16 protein-coding genes and 1 pseudogene are annotated in these 14,567 nt (G+C 71.1%); 5 read left to right on the top strand and 12 right to left on the bottom strand.

Going from position 1 to position 14,567, the window contains the following annotated elements; all coding sequences use genetic code 11:
* Positions 1-4: 4 nt before the first annotated feature.
* The 7 genes from rlmN to FB455_RS10710 all read right to left on the bottom strand — a co-directional run bounded on the left by rlmN (position 5) and on the right by FB455_RS10710 (position 7,648).
* Positions 5-1,150: a dual-specificity RNA methyltransferase RlmN gene (gene rlmN / locus FB455_RS10680; RefSeq protein ID WP_013284610.1), complete on the bottom strand. Its 1,146-nt coding sequence runs from the start codon at positions 1,148-1,150 to the stop codon at positions 5-7.
* Between the two features lie 104 nt (positions 1,151-1,254).
* A complete protein-coding gene (locus FB455_RS10685; protein ID WP_145753150.1) occupies positions 1,255-2,580 on the bottom strand; it encodes a phosphatidate cytidylyltransferase in 1,326 nt (441 codons plus the stop codon).
* Between the two features lie 254 nt (positions 2,581-2,834).
* Complete coding sequence (gene frr / locus FB455_RS10690) at positions 2,835-3,392, bottom strand: ribosome recycling factor (protein WP_013284608.1); 558 nt, start codon at positions 3,390-3,392, stop codon at positions 2,835-2,837.
* A gap of 85 nt (positions 3,393-3,477) precedes the next feature.
* Positions 3,478-4,245: a UMP kinase gene (gene pyrH, locus FB455_RS10695; RefSeq protein ID WP_013284607.1), complete on the bottom strand. Its 768-nt coding sequence runs from the start codon at positions 4,243-4,245 to the stop codon at positions 3,478-3,480.
* A 157-nt stretch (positions 4,246-4,402) separates the two neighbouring features.
* A complete protein-coding gene (gene tsf, locus FB455_RS10700) occupies positions 4,403-5,230 on the bottom strand; it encodes a translation elongation factor Ts (RefSeq protein WP_013284606.1) in 828 nt (275 codons plus the stop codon).
* A 128-nt stretch (positions 5,231-5,358) separates the two neighbouring features.
* Positions 5,359-6,228, bottom strand: coding sequence for a 30S ribosomal protein S2 (gene rpsB, locus FB455_RS10705; protein ID WP_013284605.1), 870 nt, complete (start codon positions 6,226-6,228; stop codon positions 5,359-5,361).
* A 355-nt stretch (positions 6,229-6,583) separates the two neighbouring features.
* A complete protein-coding gene (locus tag FB455_RS10710; protein ID WP_013284604.1) occupies positions 6,584-7,648 on the bottom strand; it encodes a hypothetical protein in 1,065 nt (354 codons plus the stop codon).
* Positions 7,649-7,952: 304 nt separating this feature from the next.
* On the opposite strand from FB455_RS10710, the gene FB455_RS10715 reads away from it, so the two are divergent.
* Both FB455_RS10715 and FB455_RS10720 read left to right on the top strand, forming a co-directional pair.
* Complete coding sequence (locus FB455_RS10715) at positions 7,953-8,312, top strand: YraN family protein (protein WP_030269908.1); 360 nt, start codon at positions 7,953-7,955, stop codon at positions 8,310-8,312.
* Position 8,313: 1 nt separating this feature from the next.
* Positions 8,314-9,153, top strand: a pseudogene (locus FB455_RS10720) (magnesium chelatase domain-containing protein); the annotation flags it as partial.
* A gap of 74 nt (positions 9,154-9,227) precedes the next feature.
* Here the strand turns inward: FB455_RS10720 and FB455_RS10725 are convergent.
* Together FB455_RS10725 and FB455_RS10730 are read right to left on the bottom strand one after the other, a co-directional pair.
* Positions 9,228-9,449 carry a hypothetical protein gene (locus FB455_RS10725; protein ID WP_145753152.1) on the bottom strand — a complete coding sequence of 74 codons (222 nt, stop codon included), beginning with the start codon at positions 9,447-9,449 and terminating at the stop codon, positions 9,228-9,230.
* Complete coding sequence (locus FB455_RS10730) at positions 9,442-9,693, bottom strand: flavin reductase (RefSeq protein WP_145753154.1); 252 nt, start codon at positions 9,691-9,693, stop codon at positions 9,442-9,444. The genes FB455_RS10725 and FB455_RS10730 overlap by 8 nt, the downstream gene beginning before the upstream one ends.
* Before the next feature lie 192 nt (positions 9,694-9,885).
* Here FB455_RS10730 and FB455_RS10735 point away from each other — a divergent pair, with 192 nt between their 5' ends.
* A complete protein-coding gene (locus tag FB455_RS10735) occupies positions 9,886-10,095 on the top strand; it encodes a helix-turn-helix transcriptional regulator (RefSeq protein WP_222434133.1) in 210 nt (69 codons plus the stop codon).
* A 91-nt stretch (positions 10,096-10,186) separates the two neighbouring features.
* Here the strand turns inward: FB455_RS10735 and FB455_RS10740 are convergent, their stop codons facing one another.
* The 3 genes from FB455_RS10740 to FB455_RS10750 form a co-directional block, all read right to left on the bottom strand.
* A complete protein-coding gene (locus FB455_RS10740) occupies positions 10,187-10,474 on the bottom strand; it encodes a hypothetical protein (protein WP_145753156.1) in 288 nt (95 codons plus the stop codon).
* Positions 10,471-11,028 (bottom strand): hypothetical protein, encoded by a 558-nt coding sequence (locus FB455_RS10745; RefSeq protein WP_145753158.1) that lies wholly within the window; start codon positions 11,026-11,028, stop codon positions 10,471-10,473. The genes FB455_RS10740 and FB455_RS10745 overlap by 4 nt, the downstream gene beginning before the upstream one ends.
* A 579-nt stretch (positions 11,029-11,607) precedes the next feature.
* A complete protein-coding gene (locus tag FB455_RS10750) occupies positions 11,608-12,249 on the bottom strand; it encodes a hypothetical protein (protein WP_145753160.1) in 642 nt (213 codons plus the stop codon).
* A gap of 643 nt (positions 12,250-12,892) precedes the next feature.
* On the opposite strand from FB455_RS10750, the gene FB455_RS34250 reads away from it, so the two are divergent.
* Positions 12,893-13,066 (top strand): hypothetical protein, encoded by a 174-nt coding sequence (locus tag FB455_RS34250; RefSeq protein ID WP_186466391.1) that lies wholly within the window; start codon positions 12,893-12,895, stop codon positions 13,064-13,066.
* A 1,076-nt stretch (positions 13,067-14,142) separates the two neighbouring features.
* Positions 14,143-14,346 (top strand): hypothetical protein, encoded by a 204-nt coding sequence (locus FB455_RS10755; protein WP_145753162.1) that lies wholly within the window; start codon positions 14,143-14,145, stop codon positions 14,344-14,346.
* The last annotated feature ends 221 nt before the right edge of the window (positions 14,347-14,567 follow it).

A 14,567-nucleotide genomic window follows, 5' to 3' on the forward strand; every position in this document is an offset into this window, starting at 1 on the left:
ACCGCTACGCCGTTGCCGCGCGTGAGTCGCCGTCCGTGTCCCCGGCGGCGGCGAGCTGCCCACAGGCCCCGTCGATCTCGCGTCCCCGGGTGTCGCGCACCGTGGTCGACACCCCGGCGTCGCGCAACCGCCGGACGAACTCCCGCTCGACCGGCTTCGGGCTGGCGTCCCAGCGGCTGCCCGGAGTCGGGTTGAGCGGGATCAGGTTCACGTGGGCCAGCTTGCCGGCCAGTAGCCGCCCGAGCAGATCGGCTCTCCACGGCTGATCGTTCACGTCCTTGATCATCGCGTATTCGATGGACACGCGACGCCCCGTCGTGGCCGCGTAGTCCCACGCCGCGTCCAGCACCTCGGACACCTTCCAGCGCTGGTTGACCGGGACGAGTTCGTCGCGCAGCTCATCATCGGGGGCGTGCAGCGACAACGCAAGGGTCACCGAGAGGTCTTCGCTGGCCAGTCGGCGGATCGCCGGCACCAGACCGACGGTCGAGACGGTGATGTGCCGCTGCGACAGGCCCAGCCCCTCCGGCGCCGGGGCCACCAGCCGGCGGATCGCCGCCACCACCCGCGAGTAGTTCGCGAGCGGCTCGCCCATGCCCATGAACACCACGTGCGACAGCCGCGGCGGCGAACCGGCCACGACGCCGGACGCGGCCACCCCGGCCAGGTAGACCGCCTGGTCGACGATCTCGGCGGTGGACAGGTTGCGGGTCAGCCCGGCCTGGCCGGTGGCGCAGAACGGGCAGGCCATGCCGCAGCCGGCCTGGCTGGAGATGCAGACGGTCACCCGGTCCGGGTAGCCCATCAGCACGCTCTCCACCAGCGAGCCGTCGTGCAGCCGCCAGAGCGCCTTGCGGGTCGCGCCGTCGTCGCAGGCCAGCTCGCGGACCGGGGTCAGCAGCGTGGGCAGCAGCTCGCCCGCCAGCCGCTCCCGGGTCGCCGCCGGCAGGTCGGTCATCCGCTCCGGGTCGCGTACCAGGCGGCCGAAGTAGTGGTTGGAGACCTGCTTGGCGCGGAACGCGGGCTCACCCAGCTCGGCGACGAGCGCCTGCCGGCCCGGCAGGTCCAGGTCGGCGAGGTGGCGGGGAGGCATCGAGGGCCGGCGGCCGCGGGCGTCGGGGTCTACGGAGATCAGCGGAAGACTCGTCATGGCGCGTCCAGTCTGACACGCTCCCGCCCGGACGCACCCGTCCGTACGTGTCGAATCGCCCCCGGCCACCCGGCCCGCAGCGGGTCGCCGCCGTGACGCATGCCTCAGTTCACCACCGGGACGAAGACGGCGAGCAGCAGGTAGGCCACCGGCACGGCGAACAGGATCGAGTCGAGCCGGTCCATCAGGCCGCCGTGCCCGGGCAGCAGGTTGCTCATGTCCTTGACGCCGAGATCCCGCTTGATCATCGACTCGGCGAGGTCACCGAGCACCGCCGAGACCGAGATCGCCATCCCGAACAATGCGCCCCACCAGGGCGCCACGTCGAACAACGCCCACAGCAGCGCCGCGCTGCCCGCCGCCGCGGCCGTCACCGAGCCGGCGAAGCCCTCCCAGGACTTCTTCGGGCTGATCGTGGGCGCCATCGGGTGCTTGCCGAACGACACGCCCGCGGCGTACCCGCCGGTGTCGGAGAGCACCACCGCAGCCAATGTCACCAGCACCCGCAGGTGCCCGTCACCAGGCGCCGCCGCGAGCATGGCCGCGAACCCGGCGAGGAACGGCACGTACACCGCGATCAGGGTGGCCGCGGTCAGGTCGCGCTGGTAGTTGCCGGGCCCGTCGCCCAGCCGCCAGATCATCGTGCCCAGCACCGTGACCAGCAGGCCGAGGCAGAGCGCGTCGGGGCCCGCGTACCAGGCCAGGCCCACTGTGATCACGCCACCGGCGACGAGCGGCGCCAGCGGCGGGTGGGCGCCGCTGCGGCGTACCGCGCGGGCCATCTCCCAGATGCCGATCCCCACAGCGGTCGCCAGCACGGCGAGGAACGCCGGCATGAAGAAGAACAGCGGCACCACGACCGCCGCGCCGAGGGCCACCCCGACGCCGATCGCGGCCGGCAGGTTGCGCCCCGCCCGGGACGTCTTCGGCACGGTGGTCGGCGGACGCTCGGCGCTCGCCCGCCGGCGTCCCGGCCCGCGGCGCCCGGCCGGCGGCTCCGAGGCGGGCTCGTCGCGTACCGCCGGGATCTGCTCGGTGGGCTCGTCGCGCACCGGCGCGATCTGCGCGGTCGGGTACTCGTCGTCTCGGGCGGTCTCACCCCACGGGCCGTCGTGGTCCGGCCCGGCGGGCCGCCCACGGTCGCCGGCCGGCGGTCCGTCGTACCGGCCCGGGCCGTCGTGGTGCCGCGAGGTCGTCGGGTACGGCCCGGCGTAGGTGTCGGATCCGGTGTACGTGTCCGGACCGGCATACGGGTCCGGGGCTGCTCCGGGACGCGCGTAGGTGTCCGGCTCGGCGGGGTGGGTGTGCGCGGCCGGGCCGGGCCGCCAGGGGCCGGGCTCCAGATCGGTGTCCGGCCAGGGCAGGGCCGGGGCGGCCGGGCGGTCCCAGCCACGCGACTCGGTGTTGCCGTAGGGGTCGGGGTGGGACATCACGCACCGGCAGCCGGTACGAGAGCCACCACATGACGCAAGACCAAGACCATCCCCTACCGGCGTGAGACTTCCTGTTGACCGACCGACGGCCGGGCGACTCCCGCCGTTCACCCCGTGGTGGTCGGGAATCGTGCCGAGCCTACTGCACCCGCCGCGGCCCCGAGGGTGTGCGCCGCCGGGCACGACGACGGCACCGGGCCGCCGCCCGGGCGGGCGACGGCGGCGCGGTGCCGTGCGAGGTACGCGGGTGCTCAGACTTCGAGCAGCTCGCTCTCCTTGTGCTTGACCAGCTCGTCGACTCCTGCGACGAAGCGCTGGGTCAGGTCGTCCAGCTCCTTCTCCGCGCGCCGGCCCTCGTCCTCGCCGACCTCGCCGTCCTTGACCAGGCGGTCCAGCTCCTCCTTGGCCTTGCGGCGGATGTTGCGGACGGCGACCTTGGCCTCCTCGCCCTTCTGCCGGGCGACCTTGATCATGTCGCGGCGCCGTTCCTCGGTCATCTGCGGCAGGACGATGCGGAGCTGGTTGCCCTCGTTGTTCGGGTTGGCCCCGAGGTCCGAGTCGCGGATCGCCTTCTCCATGGCGCCCAGCTGCGAGTTGTCGTACGGCTTGATGATCACCATGCGCGGCTCGGGCACCGCGATGGACGCCATCTGCGGCAGCGGGGTCGGGCTGCCGTAGTAGTCGATGACGATCCGGGAGAACATGGCGGCGTTGGCGCGTCCGGTACGGATGCCGCCGAACTCCTCCTTGGCGTGCTCGATGGCACGCTCCATCTTCTCCTCCGCCTCGAGGAGGGTGTCGTCGATCACCGGTCTCCTCGCCTCCTTCTGTCGCTCGTCGTGTGTGGTGCGGGTGCTGCCGTGGCAGAGGGACCGCTGCCGGCCGGCGGGCCGGTCAGGCGGTGATCAGGGTGCCGATCTTCTCGCCGCCGACGGCCCGGACGATGGTGTCGTCGCCCTGGGCGCCGAAGACCAGCATCGGCAGGCCGTTCTCCATGCAGAGGCTGAACGCGGCGGCGTCGGCCACCCGCAGGTTACGGCGCAGCACCTCGGAGAAGGTGATGGAGTCGAGCTTGCTCGCGGTCGGGTCGATCCGGGGGTCGGCGGTGTAGACCGCGTCCACGCCGTTCTTGCTCATCAGCACCACGTCCGCGCGGATCTCCAGCGCCCGCTGGGCGGCCACCGTGTCGGTGGAGAAGTACGGCATGCCGGCGCCGGCACCGAAGATGACCACGCGGCCCTTCTCCAGGTGGCGGATCGCGCGCAGCGGGATGTACGGCTCGGCGACCTGGGCCATCGTGATGGCGCTCTGCACCCGGGTCTCGATGCCCTCCTTCTCCAGGAAGTCCTGGAGGGCCAGGCAGTTCATGACCGTGCCGAGCATGCCCATGTAGTCGGCGCGGGCGCGGTCCATGCCGCGCTTCTGCAGCTCGGCGCCGCGGAAGAAGTTGCCGCCGCCGACCACCACCGACACCTGCACGCCGCGGCGTACCACTGTGGCGATCTGGCGGGCGATGCCCTGCACGACGTCGGGGTCGACGCCGATCGCGCCGCCGCCGAAGACCTCACCGGAGAGCTTCAGCACCACCCGGCGGGACCGACCGGGCGGAGGGGCGGTCGGGTCCTCCGCCGCCAGGCTCCGGTCACTCACAACCTGCGTCATCCGCCCCGCCCCTTCTCCCCGCGCATCGCGCGAGCGTCGCGTACGTGCCCCTGCCGACCCTATGTGACGAGGAGGCCGCGGTGCCTGTCGCGTACACCGGCGGCCTCCTCGTCGACGTTGTCCCCTGTGCCCGGGCCGGACGGCCCGGTGCGGCGGCTCAGGCCTGGCCGACCTCGAACCGCAGGAAGCGGGTCACCTCGATGCCGGCGTCGGCCAGCACCTGCTTGACGGTCTTCTTGTTGTCGGCGACCGACGACTGCTCCAGCAGGACGAAGTCCTTGAAGAAGGCGTTGACCCGGCCCTCGACGATCTTCGGCAGCGCCGCCTCGGGCTTGTTCTCCTCGCGGGCGGTCTGCTCGGCGATGCGCCGCTCGGACTCGACGGTCTCGGCCGGCACCTCGTCGCGGGTGAGGTACTTCGGCCGCATCGCGGCGATCTGCATGGCCACGGCGCGCGCGTCGGCGTCCGCCGCCTCGTCCGACTTGCCGGTGAACTCGACCAGCACGCCGACCGCCGGGGGCAGATCCTGGCTCTTGCGGTGCATGTAGACCGCGGTGGTGCCGTCCAGCTTGGCGAAGCGGTTGAGCACCAGCTTCTCGCCGATCTTGGCGGACTGCTCCTGGATCAGGTCGGCCACGCTCTTGCCGTCGATGCTGCTGGCGAGCAGCTCCTCGGCGTTGGTGGCGCCGCTGGCCACGCCGTGCTCGACCAGCTGCTGGGCCAGCGCGATGAAGGCGTCGTTCTTGGCGACGAAGTCGGTCTCGCAGTTGAGCTCGAGCAGCGCCTGGCCGGAGTGGGCGATCAGGCCGTTGGCGGCGGTGCGCCCGGCCCGCTTGCCGACGTCCTTGGCGCCCTTGACGCGCAGGATCTCGACGGCCTTGTCGAAGTCGCCCTCGGCCTCGGTCAGCGCCTTCTTGGAGTCCATCATGCCGGCGCCGGTGAGGTCGCGGAGCTTCTTGACGTCCGCGGCGGTGAAGTTGGACATGACTCTCTCTTCGGTGTCAGTGAGGTGGTCTGGGGTGCTGGTTACCCGGTTCCGGGCCGGTTCTGCCCGGCGTACCCGTCACGCCCCCACCGCCGGGAATCGCCGACGGTGGGGACGCGACGGCGAGATCACTCCGCGGAGGCGGTCGCCGGCTGCTCGGCGGCAGGCGCGGCCGGCTCGGCGGCGGCGGCGGGCTGCTCGTCGGCCTTCTTCGGCTCCTCGAGCAGCTCGCGCTCCCACTCGGCCAGCGGCTCGTCCGCGCCGACCTGGCCGGCCTCAGGCTTCTCGTCCGCGCCCCGGTTGCGGCCGGAACGGGCGATCAGACCGTCGGCGACGGCGGCGGCCACGACCTTGGTCAGCAGCTCGGCCGAGCGGATGGCGTCGTCGTTGCCCGGGATCGGGAAGTCGACCTCGTCCGGGTCGCAGTTGGTGTCGAGCACCGCGATCACCGGGATGCCCAGCTTGCGGGCCTCGTCGACGGCGATGTGCTCCTTCTTGGTGTCGACGATCCACACCGCGGCCGGGAGCTTCTGCATGTCCCGCAGACCACCGAGGGTCTTGGTGAGCTTGATCTTCTCGCGGGAGAGCTGGAGCGTCTCCTTCTTGGTGTAACCGGCGGCGGTGCCGCTCAGGTCACCCAGGGCCTCCAGCTCCTTCATCCGCTGCAGCCGCTTGTACACGGTCTGGAAGTTGGTCAGCATGCCACCGAGCCAGCGGTGGTTGACGTACGGCTGGCCGACCCGGGTCGCCTGCTCGGCGATGGCCTCCTGGGCCTGCTTCTTGGTGCCGACGAACAGGATGCTGCCGCCACCGGCGACGGTGGTGCGGACGAACTCGTACGCCTTCTCGATGTAGTCGAGCGTCTGGCGCAGGTCGATGATGTAGATACCGTTGCGCTCGGTGAAGATGAAGCGCTTCATCTTCGGGTTCCAGCGGCGGGTCTGGTGCCCGAAGTGCACACCGCTTTCCAGCAGCTGACGCATGGTCACGACGGCCATGGTGGGTTACTCCTACGTTGTCCCTGGTTGTCCGTCCAGCCGGCGGCCGGACGCCTGGCGCCCGATCGCCGGCCAGGGTGGGCCCGATACGTCAGACCGGGACCAGGGAGGCCGTCGCCCCACGGAGGAGACCGTGGAGAGGGCACGCGAGGTCGACCGCACGAGGCGGTCGCCAGTCGACCAGTGTACGCGCCCTCTCCGCTGTACGACCTCCGGGTGCGGAGGCCGGCCTGATCGACTCCAGGTGCGCCTTGATCGGCCCCAGGAGCGCCTTGATCGACTCCAGGACGGCGAAGTGGCGGCGTCACCCTGTCGGTGACACCGCCACTCCGGCGTACCGGGGTCGGGCCGCGTCTCAGCCCGCCGCGAGGGCGGCGGCGAGGAACAGCACCAGCCCGACGGTCAGGTACGCCGTCGGCGGGCGCAGCCAGCCCCGGCTGCCGTCGGCCAGCGCCAGCCCGCCGGTGCGCAGCCCGTACAGGCCGGTGCCGAAGATCGGCAGGCCGACCACCAGGAAGATGCCCACCACCACGTGCGACGTCGACACCGGGTCGCCGAACAGGCCGTGCAGCAACACCCGTACCGCCGGCACCTCCAGCACCAGCACCATCACCGCCAGCAGCACCGCCAGCGCGGGGCGCCGGGTCCGGTAGACGCCGTCACCGGGCGGCGGCCCGTCCGGACGCGGCAGCACCGCGGGCATCGGGCCGGTCGGCATCTCCAGCGGATTCGGGGTCGCGGCCGGCTGGGCCGGGCCGCCCGGACGCTCACCGATCCGCAGCGGGGTGGCCTCACCGGGGTTCAGCCGCGCCGCGGCGGTCGCCTCGGCTCCGCCGTCCGCGCCCGCGGTACCAGGCGCCGCCTCGACGACCGGGTAGCCGCCGATCGGGCTGAGTCGGGGTTTGTCGACGCCGCCGACAGCGCTGCGGGCGTCGACGCCGGCGCCACCGGCCGGGTCGCTGCCGTGGGCGATGAGGCCGTACGGGTCGGTGCCCGCCGGGGCCGCGCCGGTCAGCGGGGCGGTCGCCGGCGTACCGAGCGTGCTCGACAGCGGGTTGCCGTGCGCGGCGGTGCCGAGCGCGTCGACGCCGCTGCGGGACACCGCGCCGAGCGGGTCGGCCGCCGACTCGCGTGCCGCGCGACGGCCGGCGCGCGATCCGGGCAGCTCACCGGAGACCTCCGGGTCGTCCGGACGCTGCGACCGCCAGCTGCTCGTGTCGTCCACCAGCGGATCGGCGGCGGAGTACCGGCCCGGCTCGGCGTACCGGTTCTCACCGGCGCGCTGCTCGGGCGTGCGGTAGTCGTCGTCGCGGTAGCGGGGCTCGCCCGCGGCGCGCCAGTCCGACTCGTATCCCCGGTCGCCCCATCGCGACCCCTGCTCATCCTCGGAGTAGCTCCGTCGTCCGTCCACGACCGGCACGGTATGCGACGGGCACCAGCCGCGCCATTCGGGTCTCCTGGGGATCGGCCCAGGTCAGCACCGATGTCGCCGGGTCGCCAACGAGACACGGTCAGTAGCCGTAGGGCGTGAACGTCGGCGCGACGTCCGGGTACGGGAAGTCGTCGGGGAAGGCGGGCACCACCCACTCGCGGTTCAGCACGGCGACCAGGCTCCGTAGCAGATCGGGCCCATGATCGTCGTTCCGTCCACAAGCCCACCCCTGTCCACAGGCAACCGATCCGCGTCCCCCGCGACAGTGGCCTCCGGTCGCATCCTGGCCGGCATGACGAACCGGAACCGAGCCGTCGGGGCGTACGGCGAGCGGTGCGCGCTACGGCACCTGATCGAGACGGGCCTGCGCCCGGTCGCCCGAAACTGGCGCTGCCCCGAGGGAGAGATCGACATCATCGCCTGGGAGGGTCCGGTCCTCGCCATCTGCGAGGTCAAGACCCGCCGGAGCGAGCAGTTCGGCTCCCCCGCCGAGGCCGTCGTGCGGGCCAAGGCCCGCCGGCTGCGCGGCCTGGCCGCCCGCTGGCTCGCCGAGACCGGCACCACCGCCGCCGAGGTCCGCTTCGACGTGCTCTCCGTCCGGCTCCCGCTCACCGGCCCCGCCCGCGTCGAGCACCTCCGCGGCGCGTTCTGACATGGGGTACGCGAAGGTGCTGAGCGTCGGCCTGGCCGGAGTCGCCGGGCATCTCGTCGAGGTCGAGGCCGACCTGGCTCCCGGACTGCCCGCGGTGATCATCTCCGGTCTGCCGGACACCGCGTTGCACGAGGCGCGCGACCGGGTCCGCGCCGCGATCGTCAACTCAGGCCAGAAGTGGCCCAACCGCCGCATCACGCTCAACCTGCTCCCCGCCACCCTGCCGAAGTACGGCTCGGCGTTCGACCTCGCCATCGCGCTCGCCGTCCTGGCCGGCTCGGGCGAACTGCCACCGGTCGCCCTGGACGCCACAGTCGTGCTCGGCGAACTCGGCCTCGACGGCGCGGTACGCCCCGTCCGCGGCACGCTGCCGATGGTCGCCGCCGCCGCCCGCGCCGGGCACACCCGCGTCGTCGTACCCGCCGGCAACGCCGCCGAGGCGGCAGTCATCCCGGGCGTACGCGTGCACGCGGTCGACACGCTGCACCGGCTCGTCGCCCACGTCCGCGACGGCAGTCCGCTGCTCGCCCCACCCGCCCACGTCCCGGCCTGCGGCCCGGCCGGGCCCGACCTGGTCGACGTGGCCGGGCAGCCGCTCGGGCGGCGTGCCCTGGAGATCGCCGCCGCGGGGGGCCACCACCTCGCACTGTTCGGTCCACCCGGCGCCGGCAAGACCATGCTCGCCGAACGGCTGCCGTCGATCCTGCCCGAACTGGACGACGAGGCAGCCCTGGAGGTGACGGCGCTGCACTCGATCGCCGGCCTGCTGCCACCCGGTGGCGGGCTGCTGCGCCGTCCCCCGCTCCAGGCGCCGCACCACACCGCCACGGTTGCGGCAGTGTGCACGTGGGTGGTGCCTACTCCGGGGTACGCCTGAGCCCTCGACCGGAAGGGCCGAGGGCTCGGGGGCCTTACTTACTGGCGCGGGGTGAGGGCAGGGTACCGCCGGGTCGGGGCGTTCAGCGCGGACAGGCGGTGTCGCGGCTGCCAGCCAGGCGGAGGTGTCGGGGTGGCCTGGTCGATGGTCTGCCGGAGGCTGCGCCGAGCGGACCGGCCCCACGACCAGGCGACCCAGCAGCCGATGCCTTGGGCGATGACGGCGGCCAGCAGCAGACCTGTGCCGATCGGGTCAGACATTGCGCACCGACCGCAGCCAGCCGAGGAACCGCGTGTGCATCTCGGCGGGGTCCGGTGGTTCGGAGTAGAGCCTGGTCAGGTCGTCGGTCGCCTGCCGCATCAGGGCGGCCAGGTCGACGGCGAGGTTGCGCCGGTCGTGCTTGTAGTCCGCGACCAACTCGACCTTGGCGTTCTCGCATGGCCAGTTGAGCAGGTCTGCGGTGCAGACCCACAGGGGCTTGAGCGGGGCGTGGCGTTGGGTCACCTTCGGGCCTCCTGGGTGGGTCGGCTTGCAGGTGGCTCCCCCGCCCGCCGCGAAACTCGCCACCGGGCGGGGGGCCTTCCGCCATCGCACCCCAGCGGTTACCCCTCCGTCAATCATCTGGGGACCCCTGTTCGCGTGTCCCCGATCGGGGACCCCCACCCGGGGAGCCCCAGCCGTGCCTAGGTTCGGTTTATGACGGAGGGACCGGGCGAACTGATGGGGCCCTGGGAGATCTGCGAGCGGCTCAACGTCTCCCGATCGCGGTTCCAGCAGATCGCCATGCGCCCCTCGTTCCCGAAGCCGTACCAGGAGCTGCGAGCCACAAAGGTTTGGCTCAAGGCCGACGTCGAAGCTTGGATCGCTGAGCACAGGCAGCCCCGGCCAGCGGACGACGACGAGTAGGCCCGACGAGGCATCTCGGAGCCCCACGGAGACACGGAGAGGCCCGGGGCACTGTCGTCGCACCCCGGGCCCGTCTCGTGGCTCCCGTGAATCAGCCCGCGTACTCGTCGGCAGCCTCCCCCACGACCTCCCACACCGCCATATTCAGCAGGTGCTCCCACTCGTCGCGCTCGTCCTCGGTGCCCGCGTCCAGCAGCCAACCGGCGGCCCTCACCGCCGCCAGGTTCATCGCGACCGTCGGCACCCAGCTCGGCCGGGTGAACGGCTCCAACGGCTCGGGATGCCCGGTGGCGAGCCGGTGCCGCACGACCGCCGCAGCCTCGTCGGCGGCCAAGCCGAGGCAGATCTCCGCCTCGGCCAGCAGGTCCACGGGAGTCACTTGCCCTCCTCCACCAGGCTCCATTTGCCGGCCTCGGCGACCCGGCGCTCACCCTTTGGGGTGTGGTAGACCGCCGAGCCCTGGGGCATGACGGTCGCCGGGTAGATCCACCGGCCGACCTTGATCCGCTGCCCGTGCCCGTGCGGGTTGTCCGGGGTCGTCTCCGGCTCGGGCTGCGGCTCCGGGCTCGGTTCGGTCTTCTTGCTGGCCGCCTTCTTGGCCGCCCGCTCCTGGGCCTTGGTCAGCATGGCTGACGCCTTCACCGCGAGGGCCTCGCTGACCGACCTGAGCGCGGTCACCGCGTCGGAGGCGATGACGGTGCCCTCACCCCGGCCGTACCGAACTTCCTTGCCGTCGATCTCAGCCCGGACCAGGAAGCTGACCAGTTTCGCGTCGTGGCCCTGGGCGAACAGCCGGGGCGTCTGCCGGTCGCAGCCGGTCGTCTCGATGGTGACGTCCGGCTCGCTGCCGTCGGGCCCGTCGGTGGTGATGCCGACTTCGAACTTCGAGCAGGTGCAGGGGCCGAGCTTCCCGACCTTCGTGCGCTTCGCCATTTCGCCACTCCCTGGGATAGATGATCTTGGTGCTTGCCTCCCAGGAAAACATCCGGCTCAAAACGGCACAATCCCCCCGTGCACTCCGGGCGTGTTCACCCTGTCTCGACACGCGCCCGACCCTGGATACGGCGAGGCGGCCAGGGAGTCCGGTGTTCGACGCCTTCCCCTGGCCGCCTCGCTTCACCCGACCGCCCCGGGTTCTCCGGGCCCAGGACGGTCGGGAGCCTCTACGCGCCGTACTTCGCCTTGAGGTACTCCACCTGGCGTCGGCGTTCCTGCTTGGTCGCCCGCCGACCGATCACCCGGGGCGGTCGGGGCGGCAGCGGTCGGTGCTCTCGGCAGAACTGGTCAGGGGCCTTGCCGTCATATCGGCCGAGGACCGCCTTGCACCCCGCGCCCTCGCACCGACGCTGCTGCGGCGGCAGTGGCTTGGCCCGACTCGTGCGGCAGGTTCCAGAACAGAACCGGTTGCCGGCCCGGTAGGCAGCTCGCGGGATGCGGCCGGAGCAGCCAGCCCGGCCACACTTCGGGGCCGGGTCCTTGCCCGACCGGCCCTTCTTGGTCATGGTCGGCATCTCAGTACACCCCCGGGTCGTCGGGGTACACGAAGTCGCCCACCGGGCCCGGCTCGCCGCTGGGCGTGACCGCCTGGCGCTTCGGACCCTCGCCCCCGTCCTCGGAGAAGAACCGGTCCCAGCTTTGTTGCAGCCGCTCTCGGAACCCTTCCCGTTCTCGGGCCTTCTGGGCGTAGCCGTGCATCAGCCGCCGCTGCTCCTCGGTCGACCGCAGCGTGTTCGTCAGACTCTCCGCCTCGTGCGCGATCTGCTCGGCCTTGGCCGACCACTCGTTGACCTTGGCGATCAGAAGGCCCCGCTGCTCGACCTCGTTGCGCAGGTTCAGGTCGTCGTTCTCGTACCGGGTCAGGCCCACCGTGTACTCGGTGAGGTGTCCACGAAGGTGTTCCACCACCGCCCGGTTCTCCGCGTGCCGCGCCATCCACCGTTCGAGGGCGTCGAGGCTGTTGCTCGGGTAGGAGTCAATCGGACGGCCGACGATGCGGCCAGCCCGCCTGAGCATCACCTCGCGGGCCTTGCGGCACTTCCGGCCGCAATAGACCTGCTCCGAGGCGGGACCGGTCGGCACCTCGAACACCGCGCCGCAGTGACGGCAGGCCCGGGTCTGCGGGTCCGGTCGCATCGCCTCGGCCTTGCTGGTCACGAACAGTTCGGGTCGCTCAGCTGGCAGCCTCGGATCCCAATACTCCCCGCCCTTCACCAGAGCGGCTATTCCGCCCGACCAACCGGTCACGCAGGTGCGCTTGGCGTACCAAGGTCCCGTCTTAGTCACCGCTTCCCCCTCGGTCGATCTTGGTTGCTCCACCCATCGGAACACGTCGGTTTACCGAGGCAGACGGCAATATGGGGAGCCCTGGGGAGGCTTGGGGAGCCGCAAGCGGCCGGATACCGAGACCTCTCATGATTTTTCTAACCAAGAAGCAACAGCCGCTGGGCCAGACCGTTGTACTTCGCGTCCACGCCCATCGGGCAGGGAACCCTAGAAGCAAACCAGACGTTAAGTGATCCAAGACCCGACTGTCGCGGGTGGACCGGAACAGCGGTGCCGCTCCTTTGTCTACCCCGCTCGATACAGTCACACATCGGTTGAGGTGGTTCGCCTGTGAAAGCAGGCAGCCCCTGGGATCGGACCCCAGAGGCTGCCAAGGCGGTCACGTCCGCCGGTGTCCGGTGATGGACAACTACGAGGGAGGAACGAAGACCAGGTGACAACGGTAACGAGGACGCCCAGGCAGAGCCAGCCCCGGGGTCGAGGCAACACGGAAACGCCCCTGATCATGGGGTTGGTGCTGGTCACGTCGCTGGCCATCGGCTCGCTGCTCTGGATCGTCCTGGCCAGCGAAAACATGTCCAACGTCGCCCAGGCGGCCATCGCGGCGATTAGCACGGTGGCTGCTGGAGCGATCGGCACCTTCTCCCTCGTGCTGGGGCGGAGGGGCAGCAAGAACAGCCGGTCCTGAGACACCAGTGAGGCCGAGGGTAAGGCGGGTTTCATCAACCCCCGCGCCCTCGGCCTCACGCAGTTCGCCAACAAGTTGAACGACGTGCTGCGCAACTCGAACGAGGAGATGGAGGAGAAGGACCTCCCCCTGCACAAGAAGTTCATCCTCAAGACCGGCATCACCGACACGAACCCATCGCCACCGGTGTGGCGATGGGTTGATCCCGTACCCCGCCTTCTACCTGAACCGACTTTCGACCCGGCGGCCAGCGGTCAACGTCGGCCGGGTCCCCGTACCGCTTGGCCGCGTTGTACGCCGCGCCCTCCGACTTGAGCTTCACCTCGGTCGCCACCTCCAACCATGACTTGCCTTCTGCCCGCAGCCTGGCCGCCTTCTGGCCACGCACTCGGCGGGTGTAGTCCCGGTGGCTCTCGGCGTACGGGTCCCGTTTGACTGACGCCTGATCGACCAGGGCCCTACGCCGGGCCGTCCGCTGCTCCCGAGCCCGACGACGGGCCTCCGAGCACCCCTCCCGGGCCTGCTCCTGCGTCGCCCTAGCCTGACGCCAGGCAGCCAACTCCGGCGGGGGTCCGAACGACTCCGGGACGCAGTGACCGGGCCGGTGACCCCTGCGGCTGGCGTTGTTCGACCGAGCCGGCCACCCGCAGGATTCGCAAGGCAGCCAGCGCACCAGCTCGGCACAGACCGGCGAACAGGTCCGATCGCCCCGGTGGGCCTTGGCCCGGTCCATCTGCCCGCCGCAGACCAGGCAGGCGCACTCGCACGTCATCCCTCAACGAAAACACGCGGACCAGTGGCGTTTTTCGCCCTATTCCCCCAATAGGCGAGGAGGGAGAGAGGCCAGGAAGAGTGGCGGGGTCTTCCTTGGGCTCGTCGTCAAAAACTGATGTTTTCGCTGCTCCGGCCATTGGTCTGTACATACAGTCTGAATTAGACCGTACTACCAATGGAGCCCAACTCTTGACTTCACGCCCTCTCGCCTGACATCTTGCGAAGCAAGGCGAAGCCCCGGAGCCCAAGGGAGGGCACGGCTGATCCGAAGTGATCACTGTGTCTGACGAAGGGTTGTACGGATGGGTAACAATGTCGCCACCCGCGTGCTGCTGCTGCTTGTCGCTGTCATGGCGGCCAGCCTGTTCGGCCTCGTCACCGGGTGGATCTCTTGGGCACTCGATCCGAGCGTGGGCAAGGCTCTGCTCGCCGGGGGCGGCGCCTTCGGGGCGACCTTGGTTGTACTGCTCAGCGCGATCAACTTTGTGCTGAGACGAGAGGCGTAAACCCACGCAGCCGAAGGTCAGGCAGGCGGCCAGACACGGCAGGGGCGTCTTACTTCTCCCCCTTTTCTCATCCACGCGACCCGACTCCCCGCCCCGCCCCCTCCGGGGGTAGGGGGCGGGGCGGGGAGCCTGGTCTGTTGCCTGGCCGCCTCCTCCCCGTCGCTCCCCGCCCTCCCCGGGGAGTCGCCGCATCCCCTCTGACCGGGCACGGGGTGGTTGCT

It is taken from the genome of Micromonospora sp. CNZ296 (genome assembly GCF_007827635.1).